General features: G+C 71.8%; 18 protein-coding genes. 14 read left to right on the top strand and 4 right to left on the bottom strand.

Annotation, left to right across the window (positions count from 1 at the left end; translation table 11 throughout):
* The first annotated feature begins 6 nt into the window (after positions 1-6).
* The 13 genes from H577_RS15140 (at position 7) to H577_RS0104595 (ending at position 15115) form a co-directional block, all read left to right on the top strand.
* Positions 7-1242 (top strand): DUF58 domain-containing protein, encoded by a 1236-nt coding sequence (locus H577_RS15140; RefSeq protein WP_245570327.1) that lies wholly within the window; start codon positions 7-9, stop codon positions 1240-1242.
* Positions 1239-3650: a transglutaminase-like domain-containing protein gene (locus H577_RS15135; RefSeq protein WP_084515821.1), complete on the top strand. Its 2412-nt coding sequence runs from the start codon at positions 1239-1241 to the stop codon at positions 3648-3650. Before H577_RS15140 ends, H577_RS15135 begins: the two co-directional genes overlap by 4 nt.
* Entirely contained in the window at positions 3647-5266 is a 1620-nt protein-coding gene (locus tag H577_RS16895) for an RDD family protein (protein WP_029144967.1), read from the top strand. The genes H577_RS15135 and H577_RS16895 overlap by 4 nt, the downstream gene beginning before the upstream one ends.
* Positions 5263-6114: a PP2C family protein-serine/threonine phosphatase gene (locus tag H577_RS0104650; RefSeq protein WP_029144966.1), complete on the top strand. Its 852-nt coding sequence runs from the start codon at positions 5263-5265 to the stop codon at positions 6112-6114. Before H577_RS16895 ends, H577_RS0104650 begins: the two co-directional genes overlap by 4 nt.
* The gene (locus H577_RS0104645; RefSeq protein WP_036283709.1) at positions 6114-7781 is read left to right on the top strand and encodes an FHA domain-containing protein; all 1668 of its coding nucleotides are present in this window, start codon (positions 6114-6116) and stop codon (positions 7779-7781) included. The genes H577_RS0104650 and H577_RS0104645 overlap by 1 nt, the downstream gene beginning before the upstream one ends.
* Complete coding sequence (locus tag H577_RS0104640; protein ID WP_029144964.1) at positions 7778-9439, top strand: serine/threonine-protein kinase; 1662 nt, start codon at positions 7778-7780, stop codon at positions 9437-9439. Before H577_RS0104645 ends, H577_RS0104640 begins: the two co-directional genes overlap by 4 nt.
* Positions 9436-10164, top strand: coding sequence for a hypothetical protein (locus tag H577_RS0104635; protein WP_051191750.1), 729 nt, complete (start codon positions 9436-9438; stop codon positions 10162-10164). Before H577_RS0104640 ends, H577_RS0104635 begins: the two co-directional genes overlap by 4 nt.
* 468 nt (positions 10165-10632) lie before the next feature.
* Positions 10633-11163, top strand: coding sequence for a hypothetical protein (locus H577_RS15125; protein ID WP_051191749.1), 531 nt, complete (start codon positions 10633-10635; stop codon positions 11161-11163).
* A 173-nt stretch (positions 11164-11336) separates the two neighbouring features.
* A complete protein-coding gene (locus tag H577_RS15120) occupies positions 11337-11840 on the top strand; it encodes a hypothetical protein (protein WP_156876549.1) in 504 nt (167 codons plus the stop codon).
* Positions 11841-12047: 207 nt separating this feature from the next.
* A complete protein-coding gene (locus H577_RS0104620) occupies positions 12048-12578 on the top strand; it encodes a hypothetical protein (protein WP_029144962.1) in 531 nt (176 codons plus the stop codon).
* A gap of 319 nt (positions 12579-12897) precedes the next feature.
* Positions 12898-13518 (top strand): hypothetical protein, encoded by a 621-nt coding sequence (locus H577_RS15115; protein ID WP_156876548.1) that lies wholly within the window; start codon positions 12898-12900, stop codon positions 13516-13518.
* Positions 13519-13901: 383 nt separating this feature from the next.
* Positions 13902-14381: a hypothetical protein gene (locus tag H577_RS15110; RefSeq protein WP_051191745.1), complete on the top strand. Its 480-nt coding sequence runs from the start codon at positions 13902-13904 to the stop codon at positions 14379-14381.
* 179 nt (positions 14382-14560) lie between these two features.
* A complete protein-coding gene (locus tag H577_RS0104595; RefSeq protein ID WP_156876547.1) occupies positions 14561-15115 on the top strand; it encodes a hypothetical protein in 555 nt (184 codons plus the stop codon).
* 448 nt (positions 15116-15563) lie between these two features.
* On the opposite strand, the gene H577_RS0104585 is transcribed toward H577_RS0104595, so the two are convergent.
* Together H577_RS0104585 and H577_RS0104580 are read right to left on the bottom strand one after the other, a co-directional pair.
* Positions 15564-15989 (bottom strand): recombinase family protein, encoded by a 426-nt coding sequence (locus H577_RS0104585; RefSeq protein ID WP_084515819.1) that lies wholly within the window; start codon positions 15987-15989, stop codon positions 15564-15566.
* Between the two features lie 32 nt (positions 15990-16021).
* Entirely contained in the window at positions 16022-17770 is a 1749-nt protein-coding gene (locus H577_RS0104580; RefSeq protein WP_029144959.1) for a cation:proton antiporter, read from the bottom strand.
* Between the two features lie 223 nt (positions 17771-17993).
* Between H577_RS0104580 and pip the strand changes: the two genes are divergently transcribed.
* Complete coding sequence (gene pip / locus H577_RS15105; protein ID WP_084515818.1) at positions 17994-19070, top strand: prolyl aminopeptidase; 1077 nt, start codon at positions 17994-17996, stop codon at positions 19068-19070.
* Between the two features lie 46 nt (positions 19071-19116).
* Here the strand turns inward: pip and H577_RS0104570 are convergent, their stop codons facing one another.
* Together H577_RS0104570 and H577_RS0104565 are read right to left on the bottom strand one after the other, a co-directional pair.
* A complete protein-coding gene (locus tag H577_RS0104570) occupies positions 19117-20748 on the bottom strand; it encodes a GMC family oxidoreductase (protein WP_029144958.1) in 1632 nt (543 codons plus the stop codon).
* On the bottom strand, positions 20745-22820 hold the full coding sequence (locus tag H577_RS0104565; protein WP_342664740.1) for an aldehyde dehydrogenase family protein: 2076 nt from the start codon (positions 22818-22820) through the stop codon (positions 20745-20747). Before H577_RS0104565 ends, H577_RS0104570 begins: the two co-directional genes overlap by 4 nt.
* Between the last annotated feature and the right edge of the window lie 30 nt (positions 22821-22850).

The following is a 22850-nucleotide window of genomic DNA, read 5'->3' as shown; positions in this document are numbered from 1 at the left end:
GCGCCGGTGATCGACGCTCCCGCCGGCCTCTCGCCCTGGCGTGAGGCCGTCGTGCGCGTGGGCCGCGCGTCCGGTGCCGGCATACGCCGTGCCGCCGGGACGGTGCGACCGGTCACCTGGGCGCTGATCGTCACCACCGCCGCGCTGTGGGTGCTCGGCACCGTGCTCGGCTGGTGGGAGCTCACCGTCGCGGCCGTCGTGCTCTCCGTCATCCTCGTCGCCTGCGCACTGCTGCTGATCGGGCGCACCGCCTACGACGTCGGCCTCGACCTGACCCGCACCCGGGTCGTCGTCGGCGAACGCGCGGTCGGCGCGCTCATGCTCGCCAACCCCGGCACCCGCGCCATCCTGCCGTCGCGGGTCGTGCTGCCGGTGGGTGCCGGCCGTGGCGTGTTCGCCGTGGCACGCCTGGCACCGGGCGAGTCGGTCGAGGAACTGTTCGCGATCCCGACCAGCCGTCGCGGCGTGCTGCCGGTGGGGCCGGTCAGTGTGGTGCGTGGCGACCCGCTCGGGCTGTTCGAGCGGGTGCACCGCCGTGACGACCCGGTCGACCTGTATGTGCACCCGCGCACGGTGGCGTTCGACGGGCAGACCCTCGGGTTCCTGCGCGACCTCGAGGGTCTGCCGGCGACCGACCTCTCGCCCGACGACGTGTCATTCCACGCACTGCGCGAGTACCAGCCCGGCGACGACCTGCGGCACGTGCACTGGCGGTCGACCGCCCGCACCGGGGCGCTCATGGTGCGCCAGTACGAAGAGACCCGCCGCTCGCACTTCGTGATCGGGCTGTCGGGCGCCGCCGGCGACTACCGCACCGACGCCGAGTTCGAGTTGGCGATCTCGGTCGCCGGGTCGATCGGCCTGCGCGCGCTGCGCGATTCGCGGCGCGTCGACGTGCACGTGCCCGGTCGCACCCTTCCCTCCGGCACCGGCAAGCGGTTCCTCGACGCGCTGGCCGCGCTCGAGCACACGCGTCCCCGTGACGGTCGTCTCGAAGCGCTGGCCGGACAGGTGGCGGCCGCTGTGGCACTGGCGAGCATCGTCGTGCTGGTGTGCGGGTCGACGGTGGATGCCTCGCGCCTGCGCCTGGCCTGTTCCCGGCTGCCGTACGGGGCCCGGGTGCTGGCCGTGCGTGCTGAACCGGGCGCCGCACCCGCCATGCGCCGCATCGGCGAGGCGTCGGTGGTCACCGTCGGTGCGCTCGACGAGCTGCCGGCGGCCCTGCGGAAGGTGCTGGCATGAACAGCATCCGTCGCCGGATCGTCGACGTGGCCGCCGTGGCGGCCCTGCTGCTGGTGACCGTGATCGGCTTCTGGCCCACCTTCGGCGGCCCCGGCTATCTGCTGCCGGCGCTGGGTGGTCTGTCGCTGGGCCTTGGCATCGCCGTGGTGGCGGCCCGGCTGCGCTGGGGCGTGCTGCTCACCACCGCCGCCGCGATCGTCGCCTATTTCGTGCTCGGCTCGGCGCTCGCCGTCCCGTACAGCGCGATCATCGGCGTCATCCCGTCGCTCGACTCGCTGCAGCAGCTGGCCGCCGGGGTGGTCACCTCGTGGAAGGCGCTGGTGACCACGGTGGCCCCGGTCTCGGTGGCCGACGGCTTCGGCATCGTGCCGTTCCTGCTGCTGCTGATCGCCGCGGTGCTCACCGGCAGTCTCGCGCTGCGGCTGCGGCATCCCGCCTGGGCGCTGCTGCCGGCGGGCGCGGCCCTTCTGGTGCAGATCGCGCTGGGCACCTCGACGCCGGCGGCCCCGATCGTGCAGGGTGTGGTCTTCGCCGTGACCGCGGTGGTGTGGCTCGCGCTGCGTCAGGCGTGGGCCCCCGCGCAGACCGTGGTCTCGCTCGGCGAGACCGGGCAGGCCACGCGTGCGGGCACGCGCCGCCGGGTCGCGCTCGGGGCGGGGATCATCGCGGTCGCGGTGGCCGCCGGCGCGGTCACCGGCGCGGTCGCCGCCCCCGTCTCACCGCGGTACGTGGTGCGCGATGTGGTGATCCCCCCGTTCGACATCCACGACTACGCCAGTCCGCTGCAGTCGTTCCGGGCGATCGTGCGCGACGACCGGCAGACCACACTGTTCACGGTGCAGGCGCTGCCGCACAACGCCCGGGTGCGGTTGGCCGTCATGGACGCCTATTCGGGCGTGGTCTACAACGTGTCGGACGCCGGGTTCGGCTCGTCGAGCGCGTTCTCGCCGGTGCGCGCGAACATGTCGCCCGACGCGAAGGGCACGCCGGCGACGGTGCACATTCAGATGGGGGCGCTCGACGGGGTGTGGATGCCGTCGGTCGGCGCCGTGCAGTCGATGGTGTTCGACGGGCCCCGGGCCGACGACCTGCGCCGTGCGGCCCTGTACAACGAGGCGACCTCGTCGGCGCTGGTGACCGCCGGGCTGACGAAGGGCGACGGGTACGAGCTGAACACCGTCGTGGCCGCGCGACCGAGTGACAAGGCGCTGGCGAAGGTGCCGGTGGCGCCGGTGCGGATGCCTCGGCAGCAGGGTGTGCCGCAGGAGGTCGCTGCGGTCGCGGCGAAGGCCACTGCCGACGCGCGCACGCCGATCGAACAGGTGCGGGCCCTGGAGAAGTACCTCGCCGACGGGGGGTTCTTCAGCCACGGGCTCGAGAACGAGCCCCGCTCGCTGGCAGGGCACGGCGCGGCGCGCATCTCGGCGTTGCTGCAGTCCCGGCAGATGGTGGGCGACGACGAGCAGTACGCCACCGCGATGGCGTTGATGGCGGGGGCTCTGGGCATTCCCGCGCGCGTGGTGATGGGGTTCTATCCCGCCGAGGACGAGGCATCCGGCTCGGTGTTCTCGGCCACCGGAGACGACCTGCACGCGTGGGTCGAGGTGCCGTTCACCGGGGTGGGCTGGGTGGCGTTCGATCCGACCCCGCCGAAGGATCATGTGCCCACCGACCAGACCACCAAGCCGCAGACCAAGCCCAAGCCGCAGGTGCTGCAGCCGCCTCCGCCCGCGCAGCAGCCGGCGGACGAGCCGCCGACGGTGCCCGCCGACCACGGCAAGAAGGACGACAAGAATCCCGCCGGCGCGATCCTTCTCGCCGTGCTCGCCGCCGTCGGTGTGTCGGCCGGGGCCGTCGGGGTCGTGGCCGCGCCGTTCCTGGTCATCGGGGCACTGAAGTCATCGCGGCGGCGCCGGCGGCGCACCGCCGAACGGCCGGCCGACCGGATCAGCGGCGGTTGGGACGAACTGAAGGACGCGGCGCTCGACTACGGCACGCCGGTGCGCGCGGGTGCCACCCGCTCCGAAGACGCCCGGGTCGTCGCCGCCGCGTTCGACCGACCCGCCGTGACCGCGCTCGCCCAGCACGCCGACGCGCGGGTGTGGGCGCCGGGCGAGCCCACAGACGCCGAGGTCGACGAGTTCTGGTCGCACGTGGACGGCATCGTCGACGAGGTCGGAGCGGAGCGCGGTTTCTGGCGACGCACCCGCGCACGCTTCACGGTGCGGTCGCTGGTGGCGGGCACCGCGCTCGAGCGATGGATGCCGCGCATCGGCCGCCGGCGTGCCGGTGACGCCGGTGCACACCAGGGCGGGCGTTCCGGGCACGGTGTCGGTTCGCGGCACAATGGCAACGGGCACGACGACCGGGCCGGCAGCGGCGCCGGCCGGCATGAGGAGGGCGCATGACGGCATCCGAACCCGCCGCACTGGGCGCACGCGTACTGGCATGCGTGATCGACGGCGCCATCGGCGCAGGGGCGGCCGTCTTCGCCGCCGCCGGGTGCGCGGCCGTACTGGCCGGCACGGTGCACGATCCCCGCGGGGTGTTCGTGGTGGTCGCGACGGTGCAGGCGGTGTCGTGGCTGGTCGCGCTGGCCTGGCTGGTGGTGCTGTCGGTACTGCAGGGCGGCGCCGGATCGGTGGGCCAGCGCGCGCTCGGCCTGCGGACGGTCGACCGCGACACCGGGGCACCGCTCGGCTTCGGGCGGGCGCTCGTGCGCAACCTGGTGTGGGCGCTGGGCGGGGCGATCGTCGTCGGATACGTCAGTCCGCTGTTCGATGCCGGCGCCTACCGCCAGGGCTGGCACGACCGGGCCGCCCGCGCGGTGATGGTGCGCGTGGCCAGGGACGGTGCCGGGATGCCGCAGCCATCGCCCGTGCATCGCTCGGTGCCCGTGTCGCAGCCGGTGGCCCCGGGGGCCCCGGGCGTGCCGGCTCCGGAGCCGGCGTGGGTCACGACGGGGGCAGGGGCACCGGCCGTACCGCCGCCTGTGCGCGAAGCGGGCGAGACTGTCGACGGGGACAGCATCCCGTATCTGACCGCCCAGGGCAGTGCGACCGGAGCCGGGTCCCGCGCCGTCGGCACCCGCCGCACCGCACCCGCACCGTCGTCCGCACCGACACCTCCGGCCGCGCCGGCGTGGATCACACCCCGGCCGCTGCCGGCCGCCGGCGCGGTCGCCCCCGACTCGTCGGCGGCTGAGCCGGCGCCATCCGCTGCCGCATCCCCCGGCCACACGACACCTGGCGCCGAGACACTCGGCGCCGAGACACCCGGCGCCACGGCGTCCGCGCCTGCGACACCCGCTGTCACGGGGGCCTACCTGCGCCCGGCGGCCGGCCGGTCCGACGCGCCGCGCCCGTTCTCGACCGTGCCGGCCGGGTGGCCCAGCTCGCCGTCGCCGTTCGCGGCACCCGTGCAGCCGGCGCCCGCGGCTGGTCCGGCGCCGATGCTCGCGCCGCCTGTGCCCGCGGCCCCGGCGCTGCCGGTGGAACGCCGGGGCGTGATCTCCCAGGTGCCCGGCGTCACGCACGACCGGTCCACCGCGACCGACGTCCCGCCCGAGTCGCCCCCGCCGACCGGGGCCGTGGCATCCGCCTCACCCGGCCCGGTCGATGTCGGCCAGACCATCGGTGCCACCACGATCACCCGCGGGTTCGCGGCCGCCGCACTCGGCCCCGACGGCGCCGCACCGGCATCCGCCGCCGCCATGCTGGTGTGGGACAACGGCACGCGCACCGGCATCCACGGTCGCACCGTGCTCGGCCGCAATCCGGCCGGCGAAGACGGCGCGGTCGTGGTCGCCGTGCGCGACGAGACCCTGTCGCTGTCGAAGACGCACTTCGAGATGGGGGTGGATGCCACCGGCGTCTGGGTCGTCGACCGGCACTCCACGAACGGTGTCGTGCTGGTGCGCAACGGTCGCCGCGCGCCGGTCGTGCCCGGGCGACGCGCCCCGGTGCGGGACGGGGACCGGCTCGAGTTCGGCGACCGCACCGCGACCGTGGAGATCCTCGGATGAGCGATCGCGACGTCATCGCCGTGCAGTGCGGCGCCGCCACCGACACCGGGCTGCGACGGCGGCTCAACGAGGACTCGTATATCGCGGCATCCCCCGTCTTCCTCGTCGCCGACGGCATGGGAGGGCACCACGCCGGTGAGGTGGCCAGCGCCGCCGTCATCGACGAGTTCGCGCACCTGGTCGGCCGGCCGAGCGTCTCGGTCGACGACCTGCGCGCCACGTTCGACCGGGCCCGTGCCCGGGTCGAGCAGCTGCCGGTCGGCGCCGGTGCCGGTGCCGGCACCACGCTCAGCGGCGTGGCGATCGCCGACATCGACGGCGACGGGTACTGGCTCACCATCAACGTCGGCGACTCGCGCACGTACCGGCTCAGCGACGGCGAGCTTGAGCAGATCAGCGTCGACCACTCCGTGGTGCAAGAACTCATCGACCGCGGCGAGCTCGACATCGCACAGGCCTCGCGCGACACCCGGCGCAACGTGATCACCCGCGCGATCGGTGCCGGCAGCGACGCCGACCCGGACTATTGGCTGATCCCCGCCGAAGAAGGCGACCGCATCCTGGTCTGCTCGGACGGGCTGCCCACCGAGCTCGACGTCGCCCGCATCGACGCCATCCTGCGCGCCGAGGCGCATCCGCAGGCGGCTGCCACCCGGCTCGTGCACGAGGCGGTGCTGCACGGCGGGCGCGACAACGTCACCGCGCTCGTGGTCGACGCGATCAGCGTCGGCGACGCCTCGTGCCGGCCCGACGGGCGCGGCACCCAGCCGGTCGTGCCCGACGAAGACGACGAGCTGAACGCCGACACCCGCCCCCGCACGCCGTACCCGACAGGAGGATCACGCTGATGGTCGCACTGCACTACGCACCCGGCGACGCCCACCTGATCGCCACCCGGTCCGCCGTCGTCCTCATCGACGCCGACGTGCCCGCCGACCTGCTCGCCCGCATCTGGCGCGAGGTCGACGGTGGACGCGGTCTCGCCGCGGTGCTCGAGGCGCTCACCGGCGCGTTCGGGACCTCGCTGACCGCGATCCCGCCGTTCCTGGTCGCCGTCGCCGAGCCGGGCGGGGTGCGCCTTGCCGTGCGCGGCGACATCTCGGCGACCGCCACCGGCGGCGGTGCCCCGGTCACCGTCACCGGTGCGGGGGTCACCACCTGGTCCGAGCAGGTCGCCGCCGGTGCCACCCGCACCGAGATCGGCGCCGGCGCCACGGCCGACGCCGTGCTGCCGCTGCGCGACGGTGTCGCCCGCGCAGGCGCCGTGGTCGTCGATTGGGGGGTGCATGCCGCGTCCGGCGCGCCCGCGTCCGGTCCTGACGCCGAACCGGGTCGACCGCCGGTGCCGCCTGCGCCGCCGGTCACCGCGGCGTCCGCACTGCCGCTCATCCCGCCCCCGCCACCGCTGCCTGCCGCCTCGGCCGCACCCGCAGCGCTCGCCGAGCCCGCACCGGATGCCGAGCCCGCAGCGCTCGCCGAGCCCGGACCGGACGAGGAGCCGCCCGTGCTCCAGCCGCCCGCCGAGCCCGCCGTCCCCGAGCCGGCTGCCGTGCCCGGACCGGATGAGGTGCCGCCCGTGCCCGAGGCGCCCGCGCCGTCCGTCCCCGAACCACCTGCCGTACCCGAGCCGGTCGCGCCCGAGCCGTCCGCCGCGCCCGAGCCGCTCGTCGTACCCCAGCCGTCCGCATCCGAGCCGGCCGCCGTGCCCGGACCGGATGAGACGCCGCCCGTGCCCGAGGCGCCCGTGCCCGAGGCACCCGCGCCCGAGCCCGCCGAGCCCGGACCGGCCGCGGAGACGCCCGTGCCCGAGCCGTCCGCGCCGGAGCCGGCCGTACCGGAACCGGCCGCCGAGACGCCGGTGCCCGAGGCATCCACCCCGGAGCCGGCCCCGCCCGCCCCCGCCGCACCCGAGCCGCCCACCGAGACGCCTCCGGCCGGAATCGAGACCCTCGCCCCCTCGCACGTGACGATGGTGCCCGGGCTCATCGACGACGTGCCGCGCCCGATCGTCGATGCACCGCCCGCGGGCGGCGATGTGGGCGATACAGTGGCTTCCGTGCGTGTTCGGGGGGACCACGACGGCGAGACCATCTCGGTCTCGCGCGCCCGCGAGCTGCGCGGCGAGACCGGCGGCGACGAGGCGCCCGAGCCGCTCGCCCCGCCGCGCCCCGCCGCCCCCGGCCGGTTGCGGCTGTCGACCGGCCAGGTGGTTCCGCTCGACCGCACCGTCGTGATCGGACGGCGGCCCCGCTCCACCCGGGTGACCGGCACCGACCTGCCGCACCTGATCGCGGTCGCCAGTCCGCAGCAGGACATCTCGCGCAGCCATCTCGAAGTGCGCGTCGAAGACGACAGCATCCTGGCCACCGATCTGCACACCACCAACGGCACCACGCTGCGTCGCGCCGGTGCCGACCCGGTGCGGTTGCACCCGGGCGAGCGCAACGTCGTCGTCCCCGGCGACGTGCTCGACCTCGGCGACGGCATCACGGTCACCGTGGAGGACATCGCGTGAGCCCCCGCCGGAGTCCCGCCGCGCCGCCGGATCTGCCCGGCTTCACGTACGTCGACCTGCTCGGGTCGGGCGGGTTCGCCGACGTGTATCTCTACGAGCAGCAGCTGCCGCGCCGCCGTGTCGCGGTGAAGGTGTTGCTGACCGAGCGGATGGCGTCCGGGTCGGTGCGCGAGTTCACCGATGAAGCCAACGTGATGGCGATGCTGTCCACGCATCCGGCCATCGTCACGATCTACCAGGCCGGGGTCGCCGCCGACGGACGCCCCTACCTGGTGATGGAGTACTGCCCGAAACCGAACCTGCAGGTGCGATACCGGCGCGAGCCGTTCTCGGTCGCCGAGTCGCTGCGCGTGGGCGTGCAGGTCGCCGCCGCCGTCGAGACCGCGCACCGCGCCGGCGTGCTGCACCGCGACATCAAACCGGCGAACATCCTGGTCACCGAGTACAACCGCCCGGCGCTGACCGACTTCGGCATCGCGTCGACCACGAACGCCGACACCGAATCGGCGGGCCTGTCCATTCCGTGGTCGCCGCCCGAGTCGTTCGCCGACACGCCCCACAGTGACGTGCGCAGTGACGTGTACGCGCTGGGCGCCACCGTCTACACCCTGTTGGCCGGGCGGTCGCCGTTCGAGTTGCAGGGGCAGCGCAACACCGCCGCCGACCTGATCGGGCGCATCGAGACCGCGCCGCTGCCGCCGTTGGGGCGACAGGATGCTCCGCCCTCGCTGCAGCGCACCCTCGAGCGGGCGATGGCCAAGAGCCCGGCCGGGCGCCACCAGAGCGCGCTCGAGTTCGCCCGGGCGCTGCAGAAGGTGCAGATCGAGCTGTCGCTGGCGGTCACCCCGATCGACATCCTCGACGACGGGTCGGTCGACGACGTCGCCCGCGACGAGGACGACGGTCTCACCCGGGTGCGGGGCGTGGTCAGCATCGACCCGCAGACCGCGCCGGCGGCGGGGCTGACCCATCCGGCCGACCTGCCCCGTGCGCCGGCGTCGCCGTTCGCACCGGGTGGCGGCTCGGCCGGGGGTGGTTTCGGGCCGGGCGCGGTCGCTGCGCCGCGTGAGGCGTTCGGCGCGGGCGCGGTGCCGCCGCGTCCACCCCTGCCCGACGCGGCGGACGAGACGGTGGTACGTGCGGCCGTCGCCCCGACGGCGGCCACCGCGCCTGACACGATCGCGCGCATCTCGGACCAGCCGGCGCCGGCTGCGGCATCCGTGCCCCCGCCGGCCGCGCACCGGGCGGTGGGTCTGTGGGCGTGGATCGGTGCGGGCGTGGTCGTGGTCGCGCTGATCGTGGTCGGCGTGGTCGCGCTGCCGCAGCTGCTGGGCGGACCGGCGCCCGAGAAGTCCGCGAGTGCCGCGCCGCCGAAGCCGAAGGATCCGCTGCCGGCGACGGTGCCGGCGCCGACCGATCTGGCGGGCACGGTCGAGAAGGGCGTGGTCGTGTGGACCTGGCGCAACACCGACAGCGAGGCGGGTGACGCGTTCTTGTGGCGGGATGTGTCGCGTGCGGACGAGCCGGGCGCGCTGCAGCGGGTCGACGAGCCGACGGTGCGGCAGAAGACGGATGCCACGGGCCGCACCTGCATCGAGGTTCGCACGGTGCGCGGGGACGGGGCGAGCTCGGACGCGGTGACGAGGTGTGTGCCATGACCGATGAGACGGTGACGCGGGAGCGCGACGAGGTGGTCGTGGAGTTCGCGGGGGAGCGGTTCACGGTGCGGCCGGGGGAGGTGTTCACGGTGGGTCGCGAGGGCGACCTGGCGATCGACGACAATCTGTTCCTGCATCGCCACTTTCTCACGATCGAGTGTGTCGACGGGTTGTGGCTGTTGTCGAACGTGGGCTCGCGGCTGTCGGCGACGGTGACCGATTCGGGCGGTCGGGTGCAGGCGTGGCTGGCACCGGGCGCGCGGCTGCCGCTCGTGTTCGAGGCGACGACGGTGATCTTCAGCGCCGGGCCGACCACGTACGAGATCGTGCTGCATGCCGCGGCGCCGGCGTTCCGCGAGACGGCGCGGTTCGACGACGAGGTGGGTCAGTCCACGATCGGCGAGGTGCCGCTCACGCAGAGCCAGAAGGCGATGATCGTGGCGCTCGCCGAGCCGCTGCTGCGGCGCGAGGGCGCCGGCATGAGCGAGCTGCCGACCTCGGCGCAGGCCGCGCAGCGGCTGGGGTGGACGCTGACCCGGTTCAACCGCAAGCTCGACAACGTGTGCGACAAGCTCGATCGCGTGGGGGTTCCCGGAATGCGTGGGGGCGTGCGTTCGTACGCGACGAATCGGCGGGTGCGACTGGTCGAACACGCGATCGCCGCCCGGCTGGTCACCCGCGACGATCTGCCGCTGCTCGACCTCGCCCACTCGGGCGAGGACTGATCCATCCCGCTCTGCCCCCCGTTCCCGCTCTACCCTCGTTGCACGCCCCCTCACAGGCTTCGGACGATCGCGCCAAGTTCGGAGCGATCCGCCGGAATCCTCCGAACGTCGTCCAATCCTCCGAACTCTGGGAGCGACGATCGGCGTGCAGGCTGGACGAGCGTCCCAGCAGCCTGTACAGCTCGTACGCAGTCTCCCTTCCGAATCACCGCGAGCCTCCTCGAGCTCCCGTCGACGTCGCGCCCGCCTCACAGGCTTCGGACGATCGCGCCATGTTCGGATTGATCCGCCCGAATCCTCCGAACGTCGTGCAATTCTCCGAACTCTGGGAACGTAGGCTGCTGACCTACGCCGTCCGATGGGTCTCAGATGCCGTGATGCCCGCCCGGAGCATACGAGCGTGCTCTCACGCCGGAGGCTGTGGATAACTCTGACGGGGCGTGCGCGGAACTCGCTACGGTGGCGTGTATGTCTCGTCGCGCGTTCGTGTCTGCCGCGGTGATCGTGCTCGGGCTGCTGACCGGGTGCTCGGCGCACCCGGCGCCGAGCCCGACCCCGAGCCCCCGGTTCACGAGCGAAGCCGACGCGTACAAGGCCGCGGAGGACACGTACCGGACGTACGTGGATGCACTCAACGCCATCGACACCGCCGAGCCTGCGACGTTTGAAGACGTCTTCAGACTGGAGTCCGGCAATGCGCTCGATGACGACAAGAAGACACTCAGTGGGTTCCACGCCGATGGCGTGAAGATCGAGGGAGACGCTCACGTCACCGTTATGGAACCCGCGTCCATCACGCTGTCACCGCTGACCGTGCGGCTGAGTGCGTGCTTCGATGTCTCCGATGTCCGGGCTTTCGATGCCGATGGCAATTCCCTTGTCGATCCCGAGCGGGATGATGTCCAGAGCGTCACGGTCACGATCGAAGAATCCCAAGCCTCTCCGACAGGGCTTGCCATCAGGGGGGTCAAGTCACGCGATGGTGATCCAGAATGCTGAGGGCCATCGCTGTGCTGGCGCCCTCACATGGGTCTCAGATGCCGTGATGCCCGCCCGGAGCATACGAGCGTGCTCTCACGCCGGCGGCTGTGGATAACTCCGAGGGTGCGTGGACGGATGTCGCTACGGTGGCGTGCATGTCTCGTCGTGTGCTCGTGACTGGCGCTGTGCTCATGCTCGCGCTGCTCACCGGGTGCGCGGCGCACCCGTCCCCGAGCCCGACGCCGAGCCCGCGGTTCACCAGCGAAGCCGACGCGTACAAGGCGGCCGAGGACACGTATCGCGCGTACGTGGATGCGCTCAACCGAGTTCGGCTCGAGGATCCGGCCACGTTCGAGTCGCTCTATCGTCTTGAGACTGCCGATGCACTTGATACGGATAAGGAGGCGTTCAGCGCCATGCATGCGGACGGGTGGCGGATGACGGGAAGGACGGTCGTGACTCTTCTTCAGCCGTCGACCACGCGAACTCCCGGTTCCCGGATGACGTATCTCGATGCGTGTGTGGATGTCAGCAACGTCGAGCTCGTCGATGCTCACGGCAACTCAATGGTGGATTCGGACAGAGGCGACGTCCAACAAGTCGTCGTGGCCTTCACCCGGTCGGATACGTCGCCGACCGGCTGGCTCATCTCAAGCGTCGACGGGCGTACCGAAGGACCAACATGCGACTCCTGACACTCACGATCTCTGCCACGCTGTCGTCGCTGCCCACAGGCAATCCCGTTATCCCTGGGTCACGCCGCTGCCGCAGGCAGCCGACCTGTGCCGCTCCGTGGGCTTCAATGCCGTGATGACCGTCTGGAGTGAGCGAGCGCACCATCGCGTAGGGGGCTGTGGATAACTCTGCCGGTGTGTGCGTCCGATCTCGGTACGGTGGCGTGCATGTCTCGTCGTGTGATCGTGTCTGCCGCCGTGATCGTGCTCGGGCTGCTGACCGGATGCGCCGCGCAGCCGGCTTCGAGCCCGACGCCGAGCCCGCGGTTCACCAGCGAAGCCGACGCGTACAAGGCCGCGGAGGACACGTATCGCGCGTACGTGGATGCGCTCAACTCGGTCGACACGACTGAGGCGGCGACTTTCGGGCCTGTCTTTGCACTGACGACCGCGGAACAGAACTCGAGCGACAAGAAGGCATTGACCGCCTACCATGCGGCCGGCGTAACGGTGTCGGGCAAATCAAAGATCACGAAGATCGCTCCTGCGGCACGCATCGCGGGTGCCGCGACGATTGAACTTGCGGTCTGCCTTGATGTCTCGGCAGTCGAGGTCACGAACAAAGATGGATCATCCCGAGTCAACCCAGACCGGGTCGACGTCCAGAGTCTCGCGATCCACCTTGATGAGGACGACCACGCTACGTTCGGCTACCTGATCTCGCTGGTCGAAGGACGGGAGGGTGAACCGGCATGCTGAAAGCTGTCGCTGCCATCGTGTTCGGTCTTTCGGTCTTCCTTGCGGCTATGTTCGGGTCCGGCGACATGCCGGACCTCCCTTTGAACTGACGCTGAGTGGCCTCAGACGACAGATGATGGCGCACAAGTGATCGTGCATCCTGGTCGCCCACACCTGCACCGACGAACCGACCGGCCCCGGTTGTTGACGCACGGGCCGCCGTGGTGATCGCACCGCCGGTGGTCAAGTCCCCCGGTACGGAATCGCGCAGCGGGCGAGCCTCCGAGAGCGACGACCGGCGCCGGTTCATGGATCTCGGACTCTGTGACGACTGCTCGGAGTGGACGAGTGCGCCCTCATTCCGGCGGCGCCGCCGGTGGCTGTGGATAACTCTGACGGCGCGTGGACGGATCTCGCTACGGTGGTGTGCATGTCTCGTCGTGTGATCGTGTCTGCCGCCGTGATCGTGATCGCGCTGCTGACCGGGTGCGCGGCGCACCCACCCCCGAGCCCGACGCCGAGCCCCCGGTTCACCAGCGAAGCCGACGCGTACGAGGCCGCGGAGGACACGTACCGGACGTATGTGGATGCACTGAACGCCATCGACACCGCCGAGCCTGCGACGTTTGAAGACGTCTTCAGACTGGAGTCCGGCAATGCACTTGATGACGACAAGAAGACACTCAGTCAGTACCACGCCGATGGCGTGAAGATCGAGGGAGACGCTCACATCACCTTGATGGAACCCGCGTCGATCACACGGTCACCGCTGACCGTGCGGCTCAGTGTCTGCTTGGACGTGTCCAAGGTCACGATCTTCGATACTGATGGCAACCTCCTTTCTGACCCCGACCGGGATGATGTCCAGAGCGCGACGGTCACGCTCGAAGAGTCCCAAGCCTCTCCGACGGGGCTTGCGGTCCTGGGAACAAAAGGGCGTGACGGAGACCCGAAATGCTGAGGCTCATCGCTGTGCTGGCGATTCTTGGTGCCGGCATGACGCTTGCATCTGCGACCGATAGCAGCGGGAACAGTGATGGCGGAATCGAGAGCATCGGTCAACAGCTCAACTCGGATGGCCGCGCGGTCGTCGTCCAGGGCACGCAGACGACGGGTGGGGGTACGTCGACCCACTCGAGGACTGGTCGGGATAGCAACAATCGTGCCGGTGGCGGGCATGTGATCCCGCGTGGTCCGGTCACGCATCCGAATCCTGATGCGATGCCGGCGGTGCCGGGGGTGATCAATCCGGTGGATTGCCGGACGGCGTCGGTGCCGTGCCGACTCACCCCGGATGCCACCCCGGGCCCGGCACCGCGCCCGCGGGTGGATACGGTCCCGGCCGTGACGTTGACCGACCTGGCCCGGTTCCGGCCGGTGCCTCCGGTGCTGGTCAGCGAACCGGACCGGGTGGGGATCGCCGGGTTGCCGGTGAACCTGGTCGCCACCGCTCCCACCCAGACCCTGCATGGGGAGTTGTTCGATCATGCGGTGACCGTCCGGTTCACCCCGCACCATTTCACCTGGACACCCGGGGATCACACCCACACCACCACTAGATCCCCGGGCACGCTGTGGTCGCGTGCGGGGGAAGTGCGGTTCACTCCGACTCCCACCAGTCACATCTACCGTGACCGGGGCACGTACACGGCCACGGTCACCGTCGCGTACACCCCCACCGTCACGTTCGACACCGGGCAGTCGCAGACGGTGCCCGGGTTCGTGACATCCACCAGTGCCGGGGTGAGCATCCGCATCTACGAAGCCCACACCATGCTGGTCGCCCACACCTGCACCGAGGACCCCACCGGCCCCGGCTGCTGACACCACCACCGGCGCCGGCTCTCCACCGCGCCACCCCCGGGCACGGAATCGCGCAGCGAGCCAACCTCCGAGAGCGACGACCGGCGCCGTTCCATGGGTCTCGGTCTCCGTGATGCCTGTCTGAAGTGAGCGAGTGTGCCCTGGCGTCGGGGGCTGTGGATAACTCTGACGGTGTGTGCGTGGATCTCGCTACGGTGGCGTGCATGTCTCGTCGCGCGTTCGTGTCTGCCGTCGTACTCGTGCTCGGGCTGCTGACCGGGTGCGCGGCGCACCCGTCGCCGAGCCCGACGCCGAGCCCGCGGTTCACCAGCAAAGCCGACGCCTACAAGGCGGCGGAGGACACGTACCGTGCGTACATCAACGCGACGAATCACCTCGACCTGTCAGATCCCGCAACACTCGAGAATGTCTACCGATGGGCCACTGGCGGCGCACGTGATGCAGACAAGAAGACCCTGACGCGCTACCACGCCGAAGGTGTCGTCGTGAGTGGCCAGATCCGCCTCAGTCTGGTTGAACCACGGAGCATCGATGGAGATCTCTCGGTCGTCATGCTCAACGTGTGCAACGACGTGTCATCCGTCGAAATCCGCGCTTCCGACGGCACGAACCTCGTGAAGGACACGAGATCGCCGGTTCAGTCGCTGGCCGTCGAGCTCAGAGAAGACGACCACTCACCAACAGGCTTCCTTGTGAGCGAAGTCCTGGGCAGGAAAGACGGGCCCCCATGCTGAAGTTCCTCGCCGTAGGGGTGAGCATCCGCATCTACGAAGCCCACACCATGCTGGTCGCCCACACCTGCACCGAAGACCCCACCGGACCCGGTTGCTGACATCACCACCGGCGCCGGCTCTCGACCCCGAGCATCCCGTCGCCGGACGGCACCGCCCGCCCCTCAGTAGTTGCCGCGAATGGTCGTTATGATCGCGATCTTTCCCACCACTTGCGGCAACTACCGGGGAGATGGGGGAGTCGGGCCCGAGCCCGGCGCCCAGCCCGGACCCCGGCACTCACCCCGGCGCCCAGCCCAGACTCCGGCACCCAGCCCAGACCCCGGCGCCCAGCCCGGTCGCCCCGCCGCCCACCTCGACCGGCCCACCCCGGCGCCAGCCCGGACCCCGGCGCCCAGCCCGGTCAGCCCGCCGCCCACTTCGACCGGCCCACCCCGCGACGCGGACCGGGTCAGCGCCCGGCGTCGAACAGGTGACGGCCGGTATGGCTGAGCACCTTCACCACGACACCGCGGCGTTGCAGTTCCGCCACCGTGCGGGTCTCTTCGTCGATGTCACGGCCGAGCGCATGGATGCTCGCCACCACCAGCACGTCGCCCCGCCGCAACGTGCCGAACAGTCGCACCAGTCGCTGCTCCCACGTCTCCAACGTCTCGGGCGCAGGGTGCCGGAACCCGTCGATCGGCACCCCGAACCGTGCCAGATCGTCGCGCTGCTGCTTGATCGACGGCATGTCGTCGCGCGCGACCACCAGACCCACCAGCCGGGCACCCGCCGGCCGGGCCTGCCACCAGTCGCGGTCACGCTGCAACTGTTCGAAACACTCCGGGCAGGCGGCAGCCTCGTGCGGCAGGGGGAGGGGGCCGGTCTCATCCATCACCCCATTCTCCCCCGTCGCCCGCGATGCTGTCACCCGTCGCCCAGCCGCAGCTGCAGACTCAGCTCGTCGGCATCCAACTCGGCCAGCGTGTGCCGCAGCACCGCCGAGCCGACCGACCCGTCGTGCGAGAGCTCGTCGAGCCGCCGCCGCATGGCCGCGATCGTCGCCAGCCGCAGTTCGAGCATCTCGCGCGTGGTCACCGCGCTCTCATCGCCCTCGTCCGCCGGCGGAGCCTGCAGCCGCTCCCTGATCCGCTCGGTCATCTCGGCGCTGAACGGCGTTCCATCGCGCTTGCGCAGATCAGCGGATGCCAGGGCCTGCCCGGCCGCGGCACGCAACTCGTCGTCCACCCGCTGCCGCTCGGCCGCCGTGATCGCCTCGCTGCCGCTTCCCTGCAACCCCAGTCTGCGCACCAGCCAGGGCAGGCTGAAGCCCTGCAGCAGCAGGCTGATCAACGCGACCAGGAACGCGACGAAGATCAGCAGCGGCCGATGCTCGATGTCGCGGGGGAGCGTCTGCGCCGCCGCGAGTGTGACCACACCGCGCATCCCCGCCCACACGATCACCGTGCCGTGCCGCCAGCCCAACGGCGACGCCTGGTAATAGTCGATGTCGGCGATCAGCCGGCTCACCCTCGTGCGCATCGACTGCACCCGGCGCTGCTGCCGCGCCGCATCGACCTTCTTGCCGCGCGGCGCCGGCATCGGCTTCGCGCCCGACGCGACGGCATCCAATCGGTCGTTGAAACTCTGCAGCCGGTCGCGGTCCATGCGACGCGCCCGCCGGCCCTGTCCCCACACCAGCGCCGAGACGTACCCGGCGCGCACGACCACCACGATGCCGAGCGCGGCCAGCGCCAGCCACGCGCCATGCCACAGGCCGCCGCTGTCGGCGGCGTTCTGCTGCACGATCTCGCGCAGTTCCAGCCCCATGATCAAGAACACCGCACCCTCGAGCACGAGCTCGACGGTGCGCCAGTTGAGCCTGTCGCTCAACCGCTGCTCGGGCGTCAGCCGACGGCGCGCACCCTGCCCGGTGACGATGCCCGCCACCACCGCGGCCACCAGTCCGGAACCGCCCAGGTGCTCGGTGGGAAGGTACGCCAAGAACGGCACGGTGAAGCTGACGGCCGTGTTGGCGGCCGAGTCGCCGATCCATTCCCGCAGCCGCAGCACGAGCCATCCCACCACCGCCCCGACCAGGATGGCCACGAGCACACCCCACGCGAACGTACCGATGGCCCCACCCACCGAGAACCCGGCGGCGATCGCGGCGATGGCGGTGCGCAGCAGCACCAGGGCGGTGGCGTCGTTGAGCAGGCTCTCGCCCTCGAGCATCGTCACCACCCGCGGCGAGATGCCCAGCCGTTTGACGATCGAGGTGGCGACCGCGTCGGTGGGGCTGAGGATCGCGCCCAGCGCGATGCCCAACGGCAGTCCGACGCTCGGGATCGCCAGCCAGAAGAACACCCCGAGGATCAGCGCGCTGAGCACCACGAGCACCACCGACAGACCGGCGATCGGCCCGAAGTCGCGACGGAACTCCAGCGCCGGCAGATTCACCGCCGCCGAATACAGCAGCGGTGGCAGCACGCCGATGAGGATCACGTCGGGCGGGATCGGCGGGATGTCGACGAACGGCACGAGCGCGATGAGCAGCCCGACGCCGACCATCAGCAACGGGCCGGCCACGCCGATGCGCTGGGCGACGGCGGTGACCAGGGCGACGATCAGGATGCCGGCGACGGCGACCAGCAGGCCCAGCAGCAGCGGCTCCATCCGGGGCTCCTTCCACAACGGTGCGACGGTGGGGCGGGTCCGGCCCGAGCCTATGCCCGCGCCGGCATCCGACGGTACCGTGTATTCCGTCGGCGGCCCAGGGCGTGGTTTCCCTGCCCGGCGCAGTCGTGTCGGGATGCCACGACCTCCTCGCCCGGGCGGGATGTGCACGATAACGTAAACGCATGACGTTCACCAAGCCTGCGAACGTCGGGGGGACGAAGTGAGCACACCGGCGCACCTGGAGGGCATCCTCTATCCGCCCGTCGACCCGTATGACACCGGCATGCTGCTGGTCGGCGACGGCAACCGCGTGTACTGGGAGCAGTCGGGCAACCCCGACGGCAAGCCGGTGGTGTTCCTGCACGGCGGCCCCGGCGGCGGCACCGCACCGTGGCACCGGCGCTTCTTCGACCCCGCGCATTACCGCATCGTGCTCATGGACCAGCGCGGCTGCGGCCGGTCCACGCCGCACGCGTCCGATCCGGACGCCGACCTGCGGCACAACACCACCTGGCATCTGGTCGCCGACCTCGAATTGCTGCGCAAGAACCTCGGCATCGACGCCTGGCAGGTGTTCGGTGGATCATGGGGCAGCGCCCTGGCGCTCGCGTACGCGCAGACGCACCCCGCCGCGGTCACCGAACTGGTGCTGCGCGGTGTGTTCACACTTCGCCGGCACGAACTGGAATGGTTCTACGAGGGCGGGGCGGGGGCACTGTTCCCCGACCTGTGGGAGGAGTTCATCGCGCCGATCCCCGTGCTCGAGCGGTCGCGCATGATCGAGGCGTACCACCGGCGGCTGGCCGACCCCGATCCGGCCGTGCACGTGCCGGCGGCGGTGGCCTGGAGCCGCTGGGAGGCGGCGACGATCTCGCTGCTGCCCGACGCCGACCGCGTCGCCGAGTCGAGCGAGTCCGAGCACGCCGTCGCGTTCGCGCGCATCGAGAACCACTACTTTCTGCACGGCGGCTGGCTGCGCGAGGGGCAGCTCATCGACGAGGCCGCCACGCTGCGAGGCATCCCGGCCACCATCGTGCAGGGGCGGTACGACGTGTGCACCCCGGCGATGACCGCCTGGGACCTGCACCGCGCCTGGCCCGAGGCCGAGCTGGTCATCGTGCCCGACGCGGGGCACGCGGCATCCGAACCGGGCATCGCCCGCGCGCTGCGCACGGCCACCGACCGGTTCGCCGGGGTCGGCGGGACGGATGCCGCAGCCGGCGCCGCGGCTTCGGACGATGCGCGCGAGCCCGATCAGGTCGGGCCCGACGAGCCGGACGGCTACTGGGGCTCCTGACCGACCCGGGCCGACGGGGTGTCCCGCCGTGGCGGCCGCAACCGTCTCAGTGGCCGCGGATCAGGTCGGCGGCGACCTCGCCGATCACGATCGCCGCGGCGTTCGTGTGTCCGCGCACGATCGTCGGCATGACCGAGGCATCCGCCACCCGCAGCCCCTCCACGCCCCGCACCCGCAGCTGCGTGTCGACGACGGATGCCTCGTCCCGGCCCATCCGTGCGGTGCCCACCGGGTGGTACAGCGTGTGCGAATAGCGCCGCAGCGACAGCTCGTCGCGCTCGGCCGGCGACATCCGCTCGCCACCGGGCGGCTGCACCCAGCCACCAGTGGTCACCGCCGTCAACGCCTGCGTGTCGATCAGCCGCTCGCACACGGCCAGCCCCGCCAGGAGCGTCTCGACGTCGGCCTGGTCGGACAGGTACGCCGGGTCGATGAGCGGTTTGTCGGCCGGATTGTCCGACGCCAGCCGCACCGTGCCGCGGCTGCGCGGCTGCAGCAGGATCGCGCCGACGGTGATGCCCTCGGCCGGCAGCGGCACCAGCCCCTCGCCCACGTACGGCGCGGGCGCGAAGATGATCTCGATGTCGGGCAGGCCCGGCGGGGCGCCGAACCGGTCGGCGGCCTCGGTGCGCACGAACCCGTACGCCTCGGCGACGTTCGAGGTCAGCATCCCGCGCCGCGCGGCGAGGTAACGCACCAGTTGCGCCGGCTTCTCGGCGGTGTACAGGGTGCCGCCGCGCGCGGCGGGTGCGAGCCCTGAGACGAGGTGGTCCTGCAGGTTCGCGCCGACCTCGGGGGCGTCGGCGACGAGCGGGATGCCGTGGTCGGCGAGGTGATCGGCGGGCCCGACCCCGCTCAGCATCAGCAGCTGCGGGGTGTTCACCGCCCCGCCGCAGAGGATCACCTCGCGCCGGGCGGACGCGTGCCGGGCGATGCCGTCGATGTCGACGTACACGCCGGTGGCCCGGGGGAGCTCGCCGGTGCGGTCGCCGACGGCGGCGTCGAACCTCACTCGGCGCACGAACGCGCCGGTGAGCACCCGCAGGTTGCGGCGCCGGCGCGCCGGCCGCAGGTACGTGTCGGCGGTGGAGGCACGCGCCCCGCGATGGTGGGTCACCATGGTCTGGCTGAACCCCTGCCCGTTCGGCAGGTTCGCCGGGGTCACCGGGTAGCCGGCTTCGCGCGCGGCCTGCAGGAACGCGGCGGTGTGCGGCCGCGGGTCGCGCTGGTGCTCGACCGGCTGCGCGCCGTCGGTGCCCTGCGTCGGATCCGCGGCGTCCTCGGTGCGCTCCACGCGGCCGAAGTAGGGAACGAGCGCGTCCCACGACCAGCCTGGGCCCGCGGCATCCGCCCACCCGTCGTAGTCGGCGGCGAACCCGCGCACCCACATCATCGCGTTCAGCGACGACGACCCGCCCAGCGTCTTGCCGCGCGGCCAGTACACGGTGCGGCCGTCGAGGCCCGGCTGCGCCACGGTGTCGTAGTTCCAGTCGTACCGGCCACGGAACAGCTTCGAGAACGCCGCCGGCACGTGCAGTTCGAGCGCGGCGTCGGGGTCGCCGGCCTCGAGCAGCAGCACCGACACCGACGGGTCTTCGCTCAGCCGTGCCGCCAGCGCGGCGCCGGCCGATCCCGCGCCGACGACGACGTAGTCGGCGACGAGTGGCTTCGCGCTCACGACCGCATCGCCTTGGCGAGCGTGGCGACAAGGCCCGGGATGCTGTGGTGCATATGCCACCGGGTCAGGCCCTCGGCGACCGGGGTCGCGGTGCGGGCGTCGACGAACCACGGCGGCTTGGGCAGCACCGAGAACCGGCCGCGACGGCCGAGCGAGCGGGGGAACGGGCGGAACGGCCCGCGCAGCACGGAGCGTTCGACCTCGGCGAGAAGCTTCGTGTTGTGCACGACCCCGATGCCGCTCGACACATCGTGGAGGGTGGCACCGGGGTAGGCGCCCCACGACAGCACGGGGGTGGCGAACACGACGCCGGTCCAGGTGTTGATCGCGATGCCGCCGTAGCGCAGGTCGGCGATCGCCCGCTCGAAACCGTCCGCCAGTGCGGCCTCGGTGTCGGGGTCGATCAGCACGTTCGCGCCGAGTGTGCCGGCGAGCTTGTCGTTGGCGTGGGCGACGGCCGCGTCGAGGAACTCCTGTCCGCTGCCGCGCAGCTCGACCACGCCGAGCACCGGCGCGAAGTACTCGGTGGACTCCAGCGCGGTCGCGTCGCCGCCCGGGGCGGTCTCGACCATGGCGCGGGTGTGGTCGGCGCACCAGGTGGCATCGGGATAGTCGTCGGCTGCGGCATCCATCTTCGCCGCACTGTTCGGGTACCAGACCGGGCGTGCCGGCGCCGTCTGATAGGCCTCACGCAATGCGGCCAGGAACGCGTCGCGCTGGGGCCAGTCGCGGCTGAGGATGACGACCTGTCCGGCGATGCAGTTGTGGCCGCTGTTGTGCAGCCGCATGGTGGCGACGTGCGACGCCTGGTAGCGCAGGTCGGCGTCGCTCCAGCGGCCGGGCACCACGATGATCGGCGAGACGCCGCCGAGCTCGGCTGTGATCGGCGTTTTCAGCAGCGGCGTGTCGGCCGCGCGGCGGCGGGTGGCCGCGGCGCCGGTGCCCCACACGATCGCGTCGAACGTGGCCGCCGAGCCGGTGATGTGCACGTGCGCGAACGCGTCGTGCTCGGTCAGGAAGGCGCCGACGTCGCCGCCGCCGCGCACGATGCGCAGAAATCCGGGCTCGATCAGCGGGGCGAGCGCGCGCTCGAACACCGGCACCAGCGCGTCCTGTGTCGGGTTGACCTTCAGCACGCTCACCCGGTTCGCCGACAGCAGTTCGTAGAGCACGTCGAGCACCGGGATCGAGGTGATGTTGCCGGCGCCCAGCACAAGACCGACGGTCGCGTCGGCATCGGGATGCCGCTGCCCGAGGCCCGCGGCATCCCGCGCCTGCGGCAGCGTGACACCCGGCCGCAACCAGACCTCACCGGTGAACCCCGACAGCAGCAGGTGGTCGATGCCGGTGGCCGGGAAGACGTGCGCACGCAGCCGGCCGCCGGGGGCGATGTCGGTGCGCACGCCGTCGAGCGGACTCGTGCCCTTCTCGAGCGCGCGCAACGTCGACAGGTAGCCGTCGAGCGCGCCCAGCACCGCGTACGGGCCTGACAACCACTCCTCGCCCACGAGCGGATGTCCGGCCGGAAGGCCTTTGCTGTGGGCCGCGGTCGACGCCCACTCTTCGGCGCAGGTGACCACGCTTGCCCGCACTCGTTCCAGCAGTCGCACGCGCTGGCCGAGGGTGAGGTGGGCCCATGCGCGGGCGCCGGTCTGCACGGCGGCGATCGCGGCGTCCAGGCCCGCGCGCACCTCGTCCGGCAGGGTGGGGGATGCCGCGGCCTTGGGCTTCGCGACGGCCTTGGGCTTCGCGGTGGCCTTGCGTGTGGCAGTGGCCTTGGGCGTGGCGGTGACCTTGGCTGGGCCGGTGGCCTTGCGTGTGGCAGTGGCCTTGGGCTTGGCTGCGGTGCTCGGCTCCGCGGCGGTCTTCGGCTTCGTCGCGGCCCGGGAACGCGCGGCGGCGTTCGGGTTCGCGCTGGCCTTGGGCTCAGCGGCGGCGTTGGGCTTCGCGGCGGCCTTGCCCGCGGCGGCGGCCTTGCGCGTGGCAGTGGCCTTGGGCTTGGTTGCGGATCCCGGCTTCGCCGCGGTGTCGGGCTCGGCCGGGCTCTGCGGGTCGTTCGAGGGTGTCGACACGGCGCTCTCCTTCGGGCGAGGGTCCGCCCA

Source organism: Microbacterium luticocti DSM 19459 (assembly GCF_000422405.1).
Lineage (GTDB): Bacteria > Actinomycetota > Actinomycetes > Actinomycetales > Microbacteriaceae > Microbacterium > Microbacterium luticocti.
Note: the sequence above shows the minus strand (reverse complement) of the source record. Positions and strands in the feature narration are given on the sequence as shown.

Coding starts and splice junctions, on each gene's coding strand:
- H577_RS15135 (WP_084515821.1), top strand. CDS start 1,239: ATGAACAGCATCCGTCGCCGGATCGTCGACGTGGCCGCCGTGGCGGCC.
- H577_RS16895 (WP_029144967.1), top strand. CDS start 3,647: ATGACGGCATCCGAACCCGCCGCACTGGGCGCACGCGTACTGGCATGC.
- H577_RS0104650 (WP_029144966.1), top strand. CDS start 5,263: ATGAGCGATCGCGACGTCATCGCCGTGCAGTGCGGCGCCGCCACCGAC.
- H577_RS0104645 (WP_036283709.1), top strand. CDS start 6,114: ATGGTCGCACTGCACTACGCACCCGGCGACGCCCACCTGATCGCCACC.
- H577_RS0104635 (WP_051191750.1), top strand. CDS start 9,436: ATGACCGATGAGACGGTGACGCGGGAGCGCGACGAGGTGGTCGTGGAG.
- H577_RS15125 (WP_051191749.1), top strand. CDS start 10,633: ATGTCTCGTCGCGCGTTCGTGTCTGCCGCGGTGATCGTGCTCGGGCTG.
- H577_RS15120 (WP_156876549.1), top strand. CDS start 11,337: ATGCTCGCGCTGCTCACCGGGTGCGCGGCGCACCCGTCCCCGAGCCCG.
- H577_RS0104620 (WP_029144962.1), top strand. CDS start 12,048: ATGTCTCGTCGTGTGATCGTGTCTGCCGCCGTGATCGTGCTCGGGCTG.
- H577_RS0104585 (WP_084515819.1), bottom strand. CDS start 15,989: ATGGATGAGACCGGCCCCCTCCCCCTGCCGCACGAGGCTGCCGCCTGC.
- H577_RS0104580 (WP_029144959.1), bottom strand. CDS start 17,770: ATGGAGCCGCTGCTGCTGGGCCTGCTGGTCGCCGTCGCCGGCATCCTG.